At 37.4% G+C, this 20915-nt stretch carries 10 protein-coding genes; 9 read left to right on the top strand and 1 reads right to left on the bottom strand.

Annotated features, from left to right (window positions below; all coding sequences use genetic code 11):
- The first annotated feature begins 551 nt into the window (after positions 1–551).
- From AC1D7X_RS25275 to galU, 5 genes are all read left to right on the top strand, one after another.
- On the top strand, positions 552–761 hold the full coding sequence (locus AC1D7X_RS25275) for a DUF2759 family protein (RefSeq protein WP_495458727.1): 210 nt from the start codon (positions 552–554) through the stop codon (positions 759–761).
- A 283-nt stretch (positions 762–1044) separates the two neighbouring features.
- Positions 1045–2118, top strand: a complete 1074-nt coding sequence (locus tag AC1D7X_RS25270; RefSeq protein WP_495476379.1) for a S1C family serine protease — start codon at positions 1045–1047, stop codon at positions 2116–2118.
- On the top strand, positions 2115–4049 hold the full coding sequence (locus AC1D7X_RS25265) for a copper amine oxidase N-terminal domain-containing protein (RefSeq protein WP_495458725.1): 1935 nt from the start codon (positions 2115–2117) through the stop codon (positions 4047–4049). The genes AC1D7X_RS25270 and AC1D7X_RS25265 overlap by 4 nt, the downstream gene beginning before the upstream one ends.
- A gap of 258 nt (positions 4050–4307) precedes the next feature.
- Entirely contained in the window at positions 4308–6824 is a 2517-nt protein-coding gene (locus AC1D7X_RS25260) for a U32 family peptidase (protein ID WP_495458724.1), read from the top strand.
- Between the two features lie 307 nt (positions 6825–7131).
- On the top strand, positions 7132–8010 hold the full coding sequence (gene galU, locus AC1D7X_RS25255) for a UTP--glucose-1-phosphate uridylyltransferase GalU (protein ID WP_495458723.1): 879 nt from the start codon (positions 7132–7134) through the stop codon (positions 8008–8010).
- Positions 8011–8140: 130 nt separating this feature from the next.
- Here galU and AC1D7X_RS25250 read toward each other — a convergent pair whose 3' ends face one another.
- Positions 8141–10606: an O-antigen ligase family protein gene (locus AC1D7X_RS25250; protein WP_495476378.1), complete on the bottom strand. Its 2466-nt coding sequence runs from the start codon at positions 10604–10606 to the stop codon at positions 8141–8143.
- 315 nt (positions 10607–10921) lie between these two features.
- On the opposite strand from AC1D7X_RS25250, the gene AC1D7X_RS25245 reads away from it, so the two are divergent.
- From AC1D7X_RS25245 to AC1D7X_RS25230, 4 genes are all read left to right on the top strand, one after another.
- A complete protein-coding gene (locus AC1D7X_RS25245) occupies positions 10922–11701 on the top strand; it encodes an ABC transporter permease (protein ID WP_495458721.1) in 780 nt (259 codons plus the stop codon).
- 13 nt (positions 11702–11714) lie between these two features.
- Positions 11715–13385 (top strand): ATP-binding cassette domain-containing protein, encoded by a 1671-nt coding sequence (locus tag AC1D7X_RS25240; protein WP_495458720.1) that lies wholly within the window; start codon positions 11715–11717, stop codon positions 13383–13385.
- A 48-nt stretch (positions 13386–13433) separates the two neighbouring features.
- Positions 13434–18713, top strand: coding sequence for a glycoside hydrolase family 99-like domain-containing protein (locus tag AC1D7X_RS25235; protein WP_495476377.1), 5280 nt, complete (start codon positions 13434–13436; stop codon positions 18711–18713).
- A gap of 108 nt (positions 18714–18821) precedes the next feature.
- The gene (locus tag AC1D7X_RS25230; protein ID WP_495476376.1) at positions 18822–20834 is read left to right on the top strand and encodes a glucosyltransferase domain-containing protein; all 2013 of its coding nucleotides are present in this window, start codon (positions 18822–18824) and stop codon (positions 20832–20834) included.
- Positions 20835–20915 lie beyond the last annotated feature (81 nt).

Genomic DNA, 20915 nt, shown 5'->3' with positions numbered 1-20915 from the left:
CGTAAACGAATCCACAGTAAACTTGGTTATTTATCGCCGGTTCGCTTTGCTGCGCTCTTTCAAAAGAAGAAGAATGCATAATAAATTTCTTAACGGAGTGTCTACTTTCTTGACGGTGGTCCATTATTCCATCTAAAGTGATCCTTATCAGGGAAATTGGGGATATCGGGTTGAATTAAGGGCATATTTTCCTGTTAATCAGAGATATAATGGGATACAGATGTGATTTAACGGGAATTTATCCAGTTAAATGAATTCAGTCCCGATGAATCCCTACAGGTACAGAAACCATAGCATAAGCTCCGCACCCTCAAAATGAAGATAGAAGAATAGATTCCAAAGATGAATTTAATGAATTCAATCAATTCAATCAATTCATTGAATTCAATGAATAAAATCATATAAATAAGATGAAATCCCCCTACTTGGAGAATATTTCATGACAAATTTGATTTTTTTTGGAATCGGGGCTTGCATAAGATAGTTCGGCAGGATAACATATAAATATAGGTAAAAATTCCCGTAACGATTCATTGAGGAGGTACAAATGTATGCTGTTGGCAGAAGCTGCTGAGACTGTATCCAGATTCCATGTGTTTGATATTTTTATGATTATATTCACATTACTTATCTTAATCGGGGTCGTGCGTTTAGTAACACAACCTAAAAAGAATCTATTTGCTATCGGTTTCAGCGTAGTTAGTTTATTGGTCTTCCTTTACTCTGATTATGCGATGGTAAAAGGATGGATTATTGGTTAAGTCAATACTTATAATAGAGAGCAAGGATGATAAGACGCCTTACTGCAGATGCAGGTAGAGGGGTCTTATTTTATTATCAAAGATCGTGGGGTTGACCCATATCTTGACTTATATATTTCAATCTTACATCATCATATAAATATTCCATGAATTGTATGGGATAAAATAGTATAATACATTTGGGCTAATCCTTAAATAAAATAGATTAATAGAGCATCTTAGAGATAACTTCGTGGAAGATAAAGAGAGTAAATAACTGAGAGGATTAGGGTGAGGAGAGACGATGAAAAGATTGGGAAAGTACAGCGCGATTGTGTTGTTATGTAGCCTTATATTAATGAGTGGTATGGACACTGCTCAGGCACAACAACAGACTAAGGTAAGTGCCTCTAAAGCAGTCAATACGGTTAGTACAGATTTGGTTCCGCAAATTGTGAAGAATGTATCACCATCCGTAGTAGGGATTATTGGTAAGGGTGAAGTTAGTCAACTGGATAGTAATTCAGACCGGTATAATCTAGTACATGGAACAGGTGTAATTATTCGCTCCAATGGTTGGATTGTGACGAATGCTCATGTGGTTGACGGGTTAAAGAATGCGACGGTCGTTACCACAGATGGGAAAACTTATAAAATAAAAGAAGTATATACAGATGAAATAAGCGATATCGCACTTGTAAAAATAAATGCGAGTTCTCTAACCCCGGCTAAATTCGCCAAATCGATTCAAAATACAGAAGTAGGGGAGAAGGTCATCGCTATTGGTACGCCTGTCTCTTTCACATTACGTAATTCTGCAACGGTAGGGGTTGTGAGTGGCCTGAATCGAGGAGTTAGTGCATCATACCGCTTGATCCAAAGTGATACGGCCATTAATCCTGGGAACAGTGGTGGACCACTAGTGAACATGAAGGGTGAAGTACTGGGTATTAATACAATGAAATTCTCAGCAGTCGGCGTTGAGAATATGGGATTCTCCATTCCATCGGATACTGTTCAATATGTCATTAATCAATTGATGAAGTATGGCGAAGTAAAACGCCCAAGTCTAGGTGTCGCATTAGAGGAAAGTTGGTCTGCCATTGTAGGTCTTCCTACGGATGATCCTTTAACGGTTACTAAAGTTCTATCTTCCGAGGCTGAGAAGGCTGGGATTCATGAGGATGATGTACTTTATAGCATTAATGGGATTTCAGTTACTTCCGTAGTAGATATTAACGAATTATTTAAGGCATATTTACCTGGCCAGACCGTGAAACTGTTAATGCAGAGTGACGGCGATATTGTTATTCGCAAGTTAGTATTGACCCAACAAGGTCTGATCGCTGATGTAGAAAGTGGGGATTACGAGCTATGATATTCGGAATGAGAAATGGTATGGCATTGAAAAGAAGTCTATTTCGACAGAGCGTGTCTATTATTTTATGCTTATCCATGTTTCTTACAGCGGCGGTGTCGGTATTTGCAGCTAGCGGGGAAAAGTTAGAATTGAGGGTTAAGGTAGGAAGTACGATTGCAGTCATTAATGGACAACAAGTGGCTATTGCTAAACCGTACATAGATCATTCGACGACCATGGTTCCGTTAGGTGTGTTCAAAAAGGCATTCGGAAGCCAGGTTCGTCTTGAGAAATCTAATCAAGTGAAGGTAACATATGGAGCTCATACGTTAACCATGGTAATAGATAGTCATCTAGCATGGGTAGATGGTAAAAAGGTAAAGCTTGATGCAGCACCTACTATGAAGTTAAACACATTAATGGTCCCACTACGTTTGGTCGCTCAAGGGATAGGGGCTAAGGTTAGCTCAGGAACTACTGGGGAGAGTGTGATCACATTAATATCCACAGAAGATAAGGCTAACGTAGAGGATACTAGTATGGATAGTGATGTGGGAAAGACGAAGATCGGAAACAGTTACTATAATTGGACAATGAATTACCCATCAGGTCTTGTCATCGGGCAAAATGGAAATTATGAGAGTATTGCCACGTTTAACGATGCAGAGGGGGCATATTACATCGAAGTTCATGCGAATGAACAAGAGGTAGATCTTCAAACAGAGGACATTCTACAACGATTAGTGCAAGATGCTAAAGATGTGGGTGAACTCGTATTGGATCGTGAATCATTCCCGAGGGCATCCATTCCGTATTCGCGTATTGTTACAAAGGACTCAGATGGGACAATCTGGGAAAATCGTGCGTATTACGCTAATGAAGTATTATATGAAATATATTTTGCTGATTTAAATGCTATGAATTATAAAGATGTGAGTAAATATTCAGCACTATTAAATTCATTCACTACGAATTTCAATAAGCAGGACAAGAACATAAAAGACTTATCCAGTGTGGTTGATGGAAAGCGTAACGTCTACAATGAAGACTATGGTATTTCCGTAGATGTTCCTGCTGGATGGGATATGGACAATGAGAACATGTATTATGAAGACGAGAATGGAAGTTATCTTAAACTCGCTGTCTCATCAGCTCCTAAAGATTCAAGTCTTGCATTATGGAGTGAGCAGATGAAGAAATGGTTGGGAGAGTCTTTCGTTAAAGATTCTTATAAGATTGTGGACACGTACCCAATCGTCATCTCAGATAGTGATGGCCTCGTGAACGAAGTTCAATACAATTATGGTGATGGATGGATAACAGAATATCAAGTCATGGTTGAAAAAGAGGGATTCCGTTACTATGTAGAGTATTCAGTAGCCAATGACCAGAAGGCGGATTTAGCTCAATTCAAAGCAATCATGGACTCTATTACGATTGAGTACGAGGTTGTATCTGAAACTTTCGGAAGAATGGAAGAAGATACGAATTTGATTGATAAATCCAAGGTTACTACTAAATCCTCAAAGTCCTACTTGTTTAAAGTGAATGTTCCACAGTTCTGGACACCCATTCAGGATCGTTTCGAGAGTTCTCCGATTCAGTATCAATTCATGGGTGGACGATTCATGATTACAGCAGAGTATGACACTTCGGTTGAAGAGTCAGTGAGTCAGTTAAAGGCTTATTATACGGAGGCATCTCGAAAGTCTAATGAGCTAATCGTTCATAGTATTGATAACACGACCTTTGCGGGAGTGAATGCAACGATCTTTAAGTTCCATCAACTGAAAGATGGTATTCCTTATGAGGGAACCCAGATTTTATTTAGTAACAAAGACATCATGTATACCGTCTCCACATCATTAAACGATGCGAATGCCACACAGTTGCAGAAAGATGCACTGGAGAAGGCACTGAAATCTTTTGTATTCACGAAGTTAAATTAATCATTTTGGAAGGAGCAGCCTGAGGGCTGTTCTTTTTTTTGAAATAAAATGGCGGTATTACTGGATTTGTTTGCTATAAGAAGTTGAAATGATTGGGAAAGGTAGAAGGTTCGTGTGATATTTGATACAATAGATAAGTTAAAGACGTAATGATAAGTTGTTCCTACATGGTGTCTAAAGATCCATTTCGTAATGGATTAGAAATATATACTAAGAAGTTCACTAGCCATGGTGCTAGTTCGGGAGGATATAGATTACATGAGTAAACAAGGATTACAAAGAGGAGACGTTGAGTTACTGGCGCCTGCAGGTGATTGGGATTGTATGAGATCGGCTGTAGCGAATGGTGCAGATGCTATCTTTTTCGGTGTGGAAAAGTTTAATGCACGTGCACGCGCTAATAATTTCCGTATGGATGAGCTACCAGAGATTATGGCGTTTCTTCATAGTTATGGGGTTAAGGGATTTCTGACATTTAATATTCTAGTGTTCGAGAATGAGTTGTCTGATGCGAAAGAGCTCATTGATGTGTGTGTGGATGCAGGTGTGGATGCTGTCATCGTACAAGATTTAGGACTCGTGAAGATGATTCGTGAGATATCACCGGATTTCCCGATCCACGGATCGACGCAGATGACGATTACATCGCCTGAAGCTGTTGAATTTACGAAACCTTGGAATATGGAACGTGTTGTATTAGGTCGCGAGAACAACTTGAAGCAAATCAAGAAGATCGGTGAACAGGCGAAACTACCCATGGAAGTATTTGTTCACGGAGCACTTTGTGTCTCTTATTCGGGACAATGTCTAACTTCAGAAATGTGGGGAGGACGTTCGGCGAATCGTGGGGAATGTGCACAAGCATGCCGCTTGCCATATGACTTGATGGTCGATGGGGTTCAGAAACCGATGGGCGATATTGCTTACTTGTTATCCCCTAAGGATTTAGCTGCTATTGATATCATGCCGGAATTGATCGAAGCGGGTGTGACTTCTTTTAAAATTGAAGGGCGCCTAAAGAGTCCTGAATATGTGGCCAATGTGGTTAGTAAATATCGTAAAGCGATTGATCGTTATTTCGAAGGCGATTCTACACCACCAAGCAAGGAAGAAATACGTGAGCTTGCGCAAAGTTTCTCGCGTGGACTTACTCATGGTTTCTTAGACGGAACGAACAATAAGAAGCTAGTGGAAGGAACGTATCCGAAGAGCCGCGGAGTGTATCTTGGACGTGTGGATCAAATCTTACGCGATGGTGTAGTCTGCAAGATCGATGCACCGTTGAAGCGTGGAGACGGGATTGTATTCGACGCTGGGGACCCTACGAAGAAGGAAGAAGGCGGACGCGTCTACGATATCCGCCGCAAAGGTGTGAAGATCGAAGGTGAAGCTGGCGAAGGTTGGATTATTGATATCATAGCCGGACGAAACGATGTTGATCTACAAAGATTAAATGTCGGAGACCGTATATGGAAGACGAATGATCCTGCACTCGACAAACGTCTTCGTCAGACGTATGAGACAGAGAAACCGTATCGTGTATTCCCGGTTCAAGTGAAGGTTGTAGGTCATGTAGGTGGATTGCTCACTACATGGTGGACAGACGTACAGAAGGGTACGACTGTACAAGTTGATTCTGAAATGGAATTGGAAGCTGCACAGAAGCGTCCAATGGACTATGCTCTGCTGGAAGAACAATTCGGACGCCTAGGCGGTACCGTGTTCCAGCTTGAGCAGTTGGACGTCGAACTGCAAGGCGACGTCATTGTGCCTATGCGCGAGCTAAATAGCATCCGCCGCCGTGCGGTGGAGATGCTTGCAGGCGAGCGTCCGAAACCGCCGGTATACGTGAAACGGGCGGTTGAGGTGTACGGCGAAGCGGCGCGAAGCGCATCGCAGCCGGTGGCGCGTGGTGAAGCGGAGCTCACCGCGCTGTGCCGCAGCCTGCCGCAGGTGCAGGCTGCTCTCGAAGCAGGCGTAGGCATGATATACGCCGACTTCGAGTTCATCAAGCAGTTCCCGGCAGCAGTGGAAGCTGTGCGTGCCGCTGGCGCGAAGATCGCGTTGGCAACGCCACGCATTCACATGCCTGGCGAGAACGGCTACCACAACAACATCTTGCGCTTACAGCCAGATGCTGTGCTTGTGCGTAACACAGGGGCGCTGTACTTCTATCTGCGCCACCGTCAAGAGAATCCGGATGCCCAGCATCCACAGATCATTGGCGACTTCTCATTGAATATTGCTAACAGTAAGGCAGCTGATCTGTTCATCGAAGCTGGATGTGATCTTATTACACCATCTTATGATCTGAATATTCAGCAGATGGTAGACATGCTAGGACGGGCTAACACATCGAAGATGGAGATTGTTATTCATCAACATTTACCGATGTTCCATACAGAGCATTGCGTATACTGTACTTTCCTAAGTGAAGGAACAGACTTCACGAACTGTGGACGTCCATGCGAAGATCATAGCGTTTCACTACAAGACAGAATTGGGATGTCTCATCCCGTTCGTGTAGACGAAGGGTGCCGCAATACCGTCTATAATGCGATTGAGCAATCGGGTGCCGAGTATCTATCCAACTTCATGGAACTTGGCGTATCGAACTATCGCATCGAGTTCCTTGAAGAGACGCCAGAACAAGTGCATGAAGTAATTAATCTCTACAAACGCGCATTTCGTGGTGAGATCAGCGGTACGCAAGTATGGAAGTCTCTCAAGGCGACGAATCAGCTTGGCGTAACGCGGGGGCAGTTGGTGAAGTAGGAGGAATTCAGGTACAGTCTGTATTCTATAAAGGTTGATCGATCCTCTAAATGGGGGTAGATCAACCTTTTTGTGATGTAAGGAAGGAACAGACGCATCTATCCAATGCTAGCTACAAGATGATGACGAAAGTTCGAATTGGGCGAACGATTAAATTGCTTTGTTAGGCAACCGATGGCATGTGGAACAATTCTGTAGATCAATAACCGTCCTATACTATCGAATCATTCGGTTTTTTGTTACTATTATTGAATTAGAAACAACAGATGATAGTGATTAATAATGCTAGACTAGGAGACTCGAGTATATGAAAATCCGTAAAGCTATTATTCCGGCAGCAGGCTTAGGAACAAGGTTTCTTCCTGCGACAAAGGCGATGCCGAAGGAAATGCTCCCGATCGTGGATAAACCTACAATTCAATATATTGTTGAGGAAGCAGTAGCTTCTGGCATTGAGGACATTATTATCGTCACAGGGAAAGGTAAACGAGCGATTGAGGACCATTTTGACTATTCGTTTGAACTTGAACACAATCTCCATTCAAAGGAAAAGTGGGATCTGCTTAGTGAAGTACGCAAGTCATCAGAAATGGCGGATATCCACTATATTCGTCAAAAAGAACCGAAGGGTTTAGGTCATGCGATCTGGTGCGCTCGCAAGTTTATTGGTAATGAACCTTTTGCTGTCTTGCTCGGTGATGATATTGTAGAAGCAAAAGTGCCATGTCTAAAGCAAATGATCGACGTGTATGAACATTATCAATCTTCCATTGTTGGTGTGCAACCTGTTCCATGGAATGAGGTCTCTCGATATGGAATAGTGGATGGACACTCCATCGGGGAACGAGTATACCAGGCTAATCGATGGGTAGAGAAACCCCAAGAAGATATAGCCCCATCTAACCTGGCCATATTGGGTCGATACATACTCACACCGCGTATATTTGATTTACTCGGTGAACAACATGAGGGTGTGAATGGTGAAATTCAGTTGACAGATGCTATATCCAGACTAGGAGAGCTAGAGCGAGTACTTGCTTATCATTTCGAGGGGAAACGACATGATGTTGGAGAGAAGTTGGGCTTCATTGAGACGACCATTCATTATGCATTACAACATCGAGAATTAAGAGAAAACTTACTTCAGTATATGAAACAAACCATTCATGATATTGAACATTCATAGATTTAATTATCCATTTAAAAGAATGATGATCTTATAGAGTTGAGTCTGGTCTTCTTCTATTCATATTATACAAAACGGCTCCCATCCTGAACTCAGGATGGGAGCCGTTTCTATTGAATTAGTATGACAATTAAAGCGACATTTGAACCAAAGTATCAATCTGTGCTTTCTCCGTTGGGTCAATCTGTAATAGACGATCAAGCACGGCTTGATCTGTTGTACCTTGCTTCATCATAGATGCAATATACCAACGTGCAATTTCGCGGTTGGTTGGATCACTTAGGTCTTCAAGCAATCCTATTTTTAACGTTTCAGCTGCCTGATCTGGTTGGTTGAGTAAGTAATGCATCTTACCTGTGTTTAGTATCATTGCAGGTGTATTAGCAAATGCACGCCCAGCCATTTGTCCCTCAGGTAGGGTAGCTAGATGTATAAGTCCAGCTTGGACCTTACCGAAGGCGGCAATACCTGCATTAAAGTATTTATCTCTAGAGGCTGTATCTTGTTGGTTTTGAGCATTCGAACCAAGTTCATAACCTTGCGCAATTATTTTCTCATACCACTCAATATCCCAATTAAAGTTCTCTGAATTATTTATTAATAGCTCAAAGGCCTGATCCTGTTCTCCTTTTAATTGATATAACGTAATTAAGCGATTAATCATTTGCTTGTTGTAAGGTTCATCTTTAAGTGCCTCTACAATCAGCGTGTAAGATGAATTATAGAAATCTTCATTCTGATCCTGCGTGTATACTTGCTGATAGAGAGAAGAGAGTAATATGGTCGAATCTGGATTATGCTTACGTATGTTAAGGTCCTTCTCAAGGGCTGCCTTTATTTCATCGAAGGAGGTACTAGTCTGTGCTACTTGTTTCGCCGTGAGTCCAGCATTCGCTGCCTGCACATATCGGATAGACGTGATGAGCACCACAACAGCACATATGCCGACTACAAAACTATAAAGAGTGCTTGCTCCAGTACTATTCCAGCGTAACTTTTGGATGCGTAGTGGTTTACTCTCCATAACAGCGGCCATGCCTCCAAGACTAAGATATACGAGAATCCCAATGAATACATAACTCATATTAAAGTCAAGAATACTATGCAATAGGATGGATAACGCTAGAATAAGATATAGGAAATGAGATTCCTTTCCTTCCTCTGTCGCTCTGATATAACCACGAATATATTTATAGAATATAAAGATCAGGAATGCCATAAATACCATAAATCCAAGGATGCCGACCTCTACCAAATATTGAAGGAAGAAGTTGTGTGCTTGTCGGCTTGTGTAAGGATTATTCTGATATTTTTCATACAGCACACTCCAAGCCCCACCACCTGCACCTAAGACAGGATAATCTTTAACAACCTTGATAGCATCTTTATAAAAAGTTATACGTTCTAACACACTGTGTTGTTGAAAGTTAATATTCTCAAGACGAGTACTGACATTGTCAGGGAGAATATTACGGGCACTAGTTCCGATGAAGAGAAAGGCTATTAAACCTACCACAACAATGGATCCTACGGGAATCCATAGGCTAGCCAATGTACGATTAGACCATGATTCAAGACTTCGTTCTAGACGAGGAGCGATGAACTTTTGAATAACCCAAGCAAGCAATGCAACAATGACAGATGTGACAAGTAAATAGGTCCATCCTTTGGCTGCTTCTCCACCGTCATAAGTTGTGTTTAATTGCAATCCTAGATCCGTTACTGTTTTCGATATCACCAAGGATGCACCGCCAGCTATGGCACAATATACAACCCACAGAATCTGTTTAGCTGGTTTTAAGAATAATAGTAGAAGGACAAATACGACAGGAAGCATAACCAATCCACCACGTGAGAGCGTTAAGAGAATGGATACGATAATAGGGACTAACATAAATCCGTGTAGTGCTTGCCCGTACCACTTACGTGATTTGATAAGAAAGAACACTGCTGCAAATAAGAAAGCCATTAGAAACGCAGCGTAAGTATTCGCATATTGAAATACCGAAGTTAAACGCAGACCGTTTGAGTCCGTCATGACCGCATCTGTATATTTACCATTCAGTACGCTATTAGAGAACCATACAATTAATGTACCTGCGAATTTACCCTGCCCGAACCAATTGAGAAATCCAAAACCAACGATGATATAAGCTATAGCCATAATCGCGATCTGAATGATTCTATTCGCTAGTTTATCTCTTAATACGAATAACCCAACAATAAACATGATTGCATAGGTACTCTGAATAATGACCATATTTATCGCTAATGAATGCGAGGCGGCACCAAAGAGTGAGAGTACATATGTAATAGGAAGTAGCAATACCCAAATAGCCATCCAATCTCGTTGATCTTCTAATTTAATCCTCTTGTAATAGTTAGCAATCCATACCAAGAGAATCACGCAGGCCATTGCTGAAGCCCAGAATATAGGTTGCTCGAATTGTAGTGCCTGTCCATTAAATAACGCTACTTGAAATGGCGACCATGCTAGATATAGAATGATAGACGCTAATAATATCCATGATAAAAAAGGAATTTTTTCGACGTCACTCGACCTTTTGGCCTGTTTACCGTATACTTGTTTAGACAAAGTTTTCAATCTCCTTTATGTTATATATGGTAGTATTTTAGCATAGGATAAAATTCTATTCTACTAATTGAACAAGCGGGTAGTATGATCTTACGATTTAATTGGGTTCTTAAGTCAATCAAAGTTTAACTTTAAAAAGGAGATAATTGGGATTAGATGCGAAGAATTATATTTTTCCAACACAGAATAATAGAATCTACTACAGAAATTTTGTCTTGAGAAATAGTAAGAAACTGAACTCTGAAACAAGTATAAAAATCAAAAAGGTCTTAAATCGTATTTCGAAGAAATCCGACAACCTGTGGAGGGTTATTAATGCTAGGGAAATTATTTATTGATTTTCAGAAATATCGTTTTCTCCTATCACAATTAGTGGGAAGGGATTTTAAAACTAAGTATAGAAGATCCGTTTTAGGTGTATTATGGAGCCTTCTAAACCCACTCTTAACAATGATTGTGCAATTCATGGTATTTTCCACGTTATTCCGATTCGATATACCTAATTATGCGGTGTATTTGCTCAGCGGAATAGTGATGTTTAATTTTATGGCTGAGGCAACGTCACAGTCAATGACCTGCATTATACAAAATGCATCACTAATTAATAAAGTATATGTGCCGAAATACATATATCCTTTTTCTCGAGTTTTGTCGTGTGGCGTAAACTTTCTGTTTTCTTTGATTGCTTTGTATACAGTCATTATTGCGACAGGTATGCCAGTTACTTATCATCATATCGCATTGATCTTTGGGATAGGTTGCATGTTTGTTTTTATATGTGGTATTTCGCTATTGCTTGCTGCAATGATGGTCTTTTTTAGAGACACACAGTTTTTATATAGTATTGGATTGACAATTTGGACGTATTTGACACCTATTTTTTATCCTGAAAGTATACTGCCAAGTGCAATAATGTCTATAATGAAATTCAATCCAATGTACCACTTCATAAGGTTTATTCGTGTAATTATTTTAAATGGTGGTTTTCCTGACCCTAAGGCGTGGGTATTTTGTGCCGTTTTTGCAATAGGTTCACTATTGCTAGGGATATTCGTATTTAATAAAACTCAAAATAAATTCATTCTTTATTTATAAGAGGGGTATCATCTTGATAAAAGTAGATAATGTGTCTATGAAATTTCGTATGGCAAATGATCGTGTCTCAAGCCTTAAGGAATTTCTTGTGAAAAAGATAGCTGGAAAACTAGAATATAAAGAGTTTGTTGCTCTAAAAGGTGTTTCCTTTTCTATTGAGAAGGGAGAAGTTGTAGGCATTATCGGCAACAATGGAGCGGGGAAAAGTACTCTTTTAAAGATTATTTCGGGAATATTACACCCAACAGCAGGCAAACTTGAAGCTAAGGGAAGTATTGCTCCAATGCTAGAATTAGGTGCAGGTTTTGACGTCGATTTAACCGCAAAAGAGAACGTTTATTTGAACGGAGCAGTATTAGGATATTCGAAGGAATATTTGACAGAACGTTATGATGAGATAGTAGACTTTTCAGAATTACATGATTTTATGGATACCCCTATTCGTAATTTCTCTTCAGGTATGATTATGCGTCTTGCTTTCTCAATTGCTACTCTTGTGAATCCAGATATTTTAATTGTTGATGAGATTTTATCTGTAGGAGATGCACAATTCCAAAAAAAGAGTGCTAAAAGAATGAGGGAACTAATGAGCGGGGGAACTACAGTTATATTAGTTTCTCATAGTATTGAGCAGATCCGAGAGATGTGCACTAAGGTTGTTTGGCTGGAGCATGGCGTTGTTCAAATGGTTGGTAATACACGCGATGTATGCAGTGCATATATGAAGTCTACCAGAGAAGGTCCCTTGTTGGATAATCAAAAGAATATAACTGATCGAGAAAAAAATGAGAGATTTGAATGGAGAAATACGTTATATACTCCAACAACTATTGAAAAAATCGGTCATGAATATTTTATAGTGGACTGTTGGCATCATCGTGTAATTTATAATGACAATCTAACCGATCCTATTAAGGATTGGAATACTATGTCAGATAATATTGGTGATCCACATTCTATTGCCAGTGATGGTTCTGTTTATTTGGTAGAGGATACGGAAAACAATGAGGTTAAGGTATTTCGTAGAGATGGAGATCATTTTAGGATTACGCAAATTATAGAACGAATAGGACAGCGTCCTAATAGGATTGTCTATGATGATAAGAACAAACTTTTTTATGGGATTTCTGCTATGTCTCAACATATATTTGTGCTAAAAAATAATGGCCAAGAGGTTATTACGGAAAAAGTAATAAGATTAGGATACTTAGTAGATAATTCCTATATTAGAGCAATCCAATTGATTGATGGAGAACTTTATTTTGTTTCTGGTGCAGGCAAAATTATCGTAGCGAATTACAATAACGCATCTTTCGATTTGATTCGAGAGTATGAGGTGCCATTTGAACTAAGTGGCATGAATGATATTACAAAGTGCGGATCTTACTATTATCTTAGTGTCTATCAAGATGGAGCAGGTGTTATTGCTCCGAAATTAGTGAGAGTTCAGAATTTAAATGATTTAGCAAGTTCTAATTATGATGACATATTTGATAGCCTAAGTTTAAAAGGAGTTCCGTATAACTTCTCTCACATTGATGGGAGAATATTCTTGACCGAGATTGATTACTATTCGGAGATTATATCCTTTCGAGTGGTAGATGATGAAATTTTAGATATTCAAGTACAGTATGATGCAGGTGTCCCCGGAGAGTCGTCCTTAGATAGGCGCCACGGTAAATAAGAGTAGGTGTATATTGTAGCCGAAAAGTATATGATTGGAGTCGATCGCATGGCGAAGCTTAACTTGAAATACTACGAGAATGAGACGGAATATTCGGACGGAGTTACAATTGAAGATGAGATACTAGAGATTGTACGCTCAAAAAGCGATTCAAAGTTAGAAGAATTAAATAATGTTAGTTGGCCTGTATTTTACCACCTCTCTCAATTAAGACAGAATATTCTAAACTGGTATCCGTTTAAAAAGGACTGCACTATATTAGAAGTGGGCTCTGGTTGTGGTGCAATCACTGGATTACTGTGTGAAAAGGCAAAATATGTTGCTTCTGTTGAACTAACAGAGAAACGAGCAACTATTAATTATGAACGCCATAAAGAGTATGACAATTTAGAAATATTTGTAGGAAACTTAGGAAATATGCAATTCAATAATAAATTTGATTATGTCATTGTAAATGGCGTGTTGGAATATGCAGGTGGATTTACTTCAGGAGAAAAGCCATACGAAACGTTTATAAACATGTTATCAAATTCACTGAATGATGATGGATCTATTCTAATTGCAATTGAAAATAGATTGGGATTGAAATACTTCTCCGGTGCAAAGGAAGATCACACTGGAGAATTATTTGTAGGATTGGATGATTATCCATCGAACAAAAAAGTAAGAACGTTTTCTAAAAGCGAAATAACAGCATTAGTTGATAATTGTAACTTGAATATTGAAAAGTTTTATTATCCATATCCGGACTATAAGTTCCCAGAGGTTGTTTTTACGGATGGTGGATTTGACAAGGTACCACTTTCCTATGATGTTCATAGTTATGATACAGATCGCTATATGTTTTTTGACGAAATACAGATGCAAAACCTTTTGGTGAAAGAGGAAGCAGGTGCTTCCTTTGCCAACTCATTCTTAATTGATGTTCGTAAAAAGACCCTAAAAATAGAACAAAGTGATGAAGAAATATTATATGTGAAAATTAATGCTAATAGAGATGATTCATTTAAAATATGCACAGTAATCTATACTCAAGGGGAAGAAACGAAAGTAAAGAAGCAAGCCCTTTCAACAAAGGCTATTGGACATTTAGAACAAATGAATCATTTCTATCGCCAGAGAAATAAATTGAATCATGAAGTCTCTTTATTGCCTTCCCAACTGGTGGGTAATGATTTGGTGTGTGATTTTTTAGAATATCCTACAATGGAAAAGGTATTGTTGGGTGAAGAAGGTAAACATGACAAAGTAAGATTTTTGTCTATTTTGCATAAGTTTTATTATATGCTCACTTCGTACGGTTCAATTGGGAATAACACATATTCCGAGAAGTTTCATGCTATATTTGGACCTATTAAATTTGATGATGAATTAGAATTTACGTCGTTTAATAATATAGATGTTTTATTTGACAATGTTTTCTATAACAATGACGAACTGATAATCTTTGACTATGAGTGGTTTGTTGACTGTGGTTTACCTATCAAATTTATTTTTTGGCGTTCTGTTAAAGAATTTTATGAGAAGCATAAGTATTCTACATCTCTTGTGTCAGAAGAAGAGATTTATCAAACATTCGAAATATCTGATGAAATGATACTAGTATTCTACCAATGGGAAGGATTCTTTTCAGCTAATTATGTCAAAATGATGGATAAGTCTGTCTATCAAAAAAAGACTATCTCTTTATCAAAAGTAGAATCCGTATTTGATGCTAATAATTGTACTGCAAACCTATACATAGATACTGGAAGTGGATTTAGTGATCAGGATAAGTGCCAGCAAATCTATGATGGTAGTTTGGAAGAAATAACTCTTGAATTTGATATTCATCAATATCCATATATAAAGAATATACGATTTGATCCGATTGAAGGACAATTATGCAAGTGTAAAATCGAATATGCTGAAATTGATGGATTGAAGGTTGAGTTCACACCATATAACGGGTATCCGTTTAACTCTGATGGAGATCTATTTCTAACAACCGACCCGGTTTACTTATTACATGATGAATTTATTGATGGAAAGATAGTAAAGATACATTGTTCAATGCAAATCCTCAGAGATGATCAGATATATGCTGAGGTTGTAAAAGGGACGGAATCGGAATTAGCTAGTAGAGAAGCGATTCAAAATACACATCATCAAGAACTTTTAAAGATATCAAAACAATACGATGATTTATCGATAGATCTACAGAAGAGTGAAAATAAAAACGAGCATATTACTATGGAATTTAATACATTAAGTTTAGAAAAAGATTCGCTAATTTCTGAGAAAATGGCGCTAAGCTCAGAAAGAGATTCGCTAGTTTCTGAGAAAAACTCATTAAGCTTAGAAAATGTTTCTCTAATCTCTGAGAAAAACTCATTAAGCTTAGAGAAGGATCTCATTACTTCTGAGCGTGATGCGTCTATGTTGGAAGCCTCTCTATTATTGAAGGAAAATCAATTATTGTCTTCCCAAAAAGCTATATTATCAAATGAATACCATGGGGTTATAAATTCAACGAGTTGGAAATTGACAAAGCCGTTGAGATTAACATTAGATACTGTAAAACTTGGGAAAAAGCAAGTGGTGAATATGATTAGAGAATACTACAAACTACTGAAGAAGACTGAGCAAAATGTTAAAACCAATGGATGGAGAAAAACAACTAAGAAGATTTTCGTTAAAGGAAAGGAAAGCCTTGCAAATGTAAAGGAATCTGGAAAAATTGCTGAAATAGTCCAAACAAGTGATATTTGGCAAGAGATCGATCAATGGATCGATCAAACTCCTCATAGCTTTATAGATATTTTCCATGTTCCAATGGGATGGAACACGCCATTATTTCAACGGTTTCAACACTTATCTCTTCAAGCAGGGAATGTAGGAGGGATATCGTTCTATGGTGCACATCCATTAGTGGATAAGGATATCGAAGTGTGTGAATTCATTTCACCTACCCTTTGTATTGTGAATCTTGATAATTATGAAGTGAAAAAGAAACTATTTGAAATATTGGATAGAAAGTCGGGTCTTAAAATCATTCGGTTGCAGTCTATTGATCTAGCTACGACTATTGAAGAATTGGAATCATTTCTTGCAAAGGGCTATGCTGTTCTTTATGAATATATAGATGAAATCACACCGCAAATAACTGGGAATATTCCTAAGTTTGTGCTTGAAAGACACGAATATGTTTTGAGAAACGAAGAAATTTCTGTTGTTGCAACCTCTGATAAACTGTTTGATCAGGTTAAACCTTATCGTAGACGTAATATGGACATGATCACAAATGGTGTTGACTATGAACATTGGAATGTAGATCGTAATAATATTGAGTGTCCTATAGATATTCAACAGATTGTAAATAAAGGGAAAACTATTATTGGGTATCATGGTGCACTTGCACAGTGGATTGACTATGATCTACTTAAAAAGTTAGCAGATGATAACAGGTATATTCTATTATTGATTGGCTACGAACATGATGATCATTTGAAGGAAAGCGGTCTTTTGGAATATCAGAATGTTTATTTTATTGGTTCGAAACCATATATTCAGTTGAGTCAATATGCTGCATTTTATGATATTGCTATATTGCCCTTCATTATAAATGATATTACAAAGTCTGTTTCTCCTGTAAAGATTTTTGAATATATGGCGCAGCAAAAACCTGTAGTCACTTATGCACTACCAGAGTGTCTAAAATATAAATCTTGTTTAATTGCAAATACAGAGCAGGAATTTATTAATCATGTAAATGAAGCGATGACTTTACGTTTTGACACTGATTATTGTGGTCTGTTAAAACAGGAAGCGTTAGAAAATACATGGAAATCTATTACACAAAAAACAGTCGATTTAGTGAGAAATAATGATTCAATTCGGTCAATGCCGATTAGTGAAGTTAATGTGCCTAGTCATTCGTCTGAGGGTGCTATTGATATAGAACAACCAATCATAACACCGCCTCAAGAAAAGGCAGGTTATCGTGTGTTAAAAAAAATATTTTGGAAACTTCCGATTTTATCTCCAAGATCAAAAGAAAAATTCCTGTTTAAGGTGAAGAAGTCAATAAGACCATCCCTTTTGTCTTATTCACCTGAGGAACAGGAAAACATTGAAATTCGTCCAGTTCTAACTTCTAATGCAGTAGTAGAGTACAATTTAGATCAGAAAAATTATATTGAGCAAATATTAAGAATCCCTGATAAAGATGAATCTGCGTATGTGCCGATTACAGAGACACCTTATCGTCGTCAAAGTAGTGATAGTAAAATAATTGCATATTATCTCACGCAATTTCATCCTGATCAGCATAATGAGGAATGGTGGGGTAAGGGAGTAACAGAGTGGAATAATGTTTGCCGTGCAGTTCCTCAATTTGTGGGACACTATCAACCAAGATTGCCGGGTGAACTTGGATTTTATGATTTAAGACTAAAGGAAAATATGATGCGACAGATCGAATTGGCACAAATGCATGGAGTTTATGGATTTTCCTTCTATTACTATTGGTTTGATGGAGAGCGGCTACTTGAAAAGCCGATTGAGATGTTCCTTGCAGACGAAAGTTTAGATTTCCCATTTTCTCTTTGCTGGGCTAATGAAAACTGGACCAAACGTTTCGATGGGACCAACTCGGGTATTTTGATGGAACAGCCGAAAAGCGTTGAAAGTTATAAAAATGTAATTCACGATATGGTTCGGTTTTTAAAGGATAAACGTTATATAACTGTGGAAGGTAAAAAGGTGATAACCGTTTATAGACCGGCATTGATGCCAGAACCCAACACAGTCCTTCAATATTGGCGTGAATATTGTCATGAGCAGGGAATCGGTGAATTATACATTATTGCTGTAAAAGAAAACATGGTGGAGCTCGACTTACTCGGCATAGGCTATGATGCAATTTCAGAGTTCCATCCAGGCACTGTGTATACAAACTTAAAGAATATCACTCAAGATATTGATTATATCCGTAGCGACTTCTCTGGTGAGGTTTTTGACTACAAAGATCTAGTAGAGAATCAGAAATACTTTAATTACAACTTACCAAAGCTTTATCGTGCTGTAATGCCAATGTGGGATAATACCGCTCGTAGAAATAATAAAGGCATGATTTTTCAAGGCGCTACACCTGCGTTATATAAACAATGGCTCAAAGATGTGATACTAGAAGGTAAGAATAGAACGGATTTAGATGATCAGATGGTGTTTATTAATGCGTGGAACGAGTGGGGTGAAGGAGCATATCTGGAACCGGATAAGAAATACGGTTATGCTTATTTACAAGCTACAAAAGAAGCGGTAGAAGAATCTAGAATTGCAAAATAAATTATATCGGTATGGGGTAAAAAATAATTAATAGTTATATTATTTCGTTGAGAGTTAAAAACGTAATCTAATAGTGGCAACTTATTTAGTAAGGAGTAGGACGAAAAAATGAGATGGGTTAAGGAAGTATCTAGTATGTTGAATGTAGAATCCCGGTTATTTTTACAATATCTAAAAGATAATAAATTGTTATGTGGTATTGTAATATTTGTTGCCTTATTTGCATATGGGTTTCCTCTAACACATTTTACTCTTTCAATTGATGAAGAAAAATCGTTATTTTCAGATTCTATTAATTCTGTATGGAGTGGACAGGGACGTTTTGGAATAGCATTACTTAAATTATTGCTTAATAATACACTTACTAATTCAGTAACTAGTACGTATTTAGCAGTAGCTACTTTTAGTTTTAGCGGTATAATTTGGGCTTATGTATTTAATAGTTCAAATGTAAATAGAGATAAGTCTGGAGGATTCGATACACCTGGTCTTATTACCGCGTTAATGTTTGTAACATTCCCAGCCTTTTCGGAAAATATTGGATTTTCAATAATGAGTTTTGAATTAGGGCTAGGATGGATCATGACTTCATTTGCTACTTTGTTGGTTTTTAAGTGGGCAGTTTTAAAAAGAAGCTATTTCTATATGTTTGGTGGATTGATATTAACTACATTTGCAACTTCTATATATCAATCATATTTACCAGTCTTAATATGTGGAGTAATTGTATGTTCAATTATATACGTAATGTCTTCCCAAAAAATTAATAAAAAGGTTAGCGTTAAAGAATATATTTTAACAATATTAAAATATATTCTTATTGCTACAATGAGCTTAGTACTATATAAAATAATTGATAAAATAGTAGGGAAGTTTATCCCACAGTCTGGATATGTTTCGAACTTTGTAGCGTGGGGCAAGAGTGATACTACTGAGATAATGAATAGTTTGTTAGGCTATTATAAAAATCTAATAATGGGAAACCTTATTTATGGGAGTTACGTAATACTTCCAAGTCTTATTGCTGTTTTAATTGTTTTCTCTCTTATTCTCTTTAGAATTATTACTAAAAAATATTATAAGTCCAATATGTTTATTATAACTGTGTCATTACTGGGATTTATTATAACTCCATTTTTGATGTCAGTACTGTTAGGTTCTCCTATGCCTGTTAGAGTAAATCTAGCGTTGTCATTATTTGTTTCATCCGCTTGGTATTTACTATATATTGCATTTGAAAAGAAAACATTGCATAAACTTGTTGTTATTTTAACGTTATTTGTTAGCTTTCATCAATCTCAATCAATATCACAGTTATTTTATAGTGATTACAATAGATATCAAGAGGATGTAAAACTAGCACACCAAATTGGATACAGAATTTTAGAGCTAAATATGGGAGAAATTCCATCACAACCAGTTATATATATTGGAAACCATATACAACATCAAAGGGAAAATATAATAAAGCAAGAGGTTTTAGGGTTTTCCTTTTTTGAATGGGATGGGGGTAACCCAATAAGGATAAGCAAATTTATGAGATCATTAGGATATGAATATATTGATCCTACTGAAGAACAAAGAAATAGAGCACTTGAAATTTCTGAGAACATGCCAGCTTGGCCTTATAAGAATTCAGTAGCATTAGTAAATGATCTAATAATTGTGAATTTGTCTGATAATACAGATAAATATAAGTTAGATTTATATCAACATAAAGAAGGAAATCTTAAATATAGTGATGTTATTTATGAAATGAATTTGGATGCCTCAAAATTAGGCTATTATGATTTAGAAATTAACACAAATGAAAATAAGCTAGTTCTAAAATCAGGAAAAATAGATCCACAAATTTCCTTTACACATGATAAACTAAGCAATACTTCATTTGACTATATTTCATTTGAGTTTGAATCAAATATTGAAGGAGAAATGCAAATATTCTTAATGCAGGAGAATGGAAGTTATGGGGAAAAGTACAGTGGATTCATAAAAATAGAAAAAGGGATTAATAGAATTTATTGTAATAGGCAGGATTTAATGAGTAATGTGTCTGGAATTAGAATAGATCCTCCTAATAATTCAATTGTTGAAATAAAGAGTATTAAGTTTATTAAATAAAATATTTATTTAATAGAAGATGCTGATTAAGAGCGCAGACACATTAATTAATATTTCTTATTAGGTGATTGGTGATTTTGA

The sequence above is a fragment of the Paenibacillus sp. Y568 genome (genome assembly GCF_059445545.1).
The sequence above is the reverse complement of the archived record's forward strand: the minus strand, read 5'-3'. Positions and strand labels throughout refer to the sequence as shown.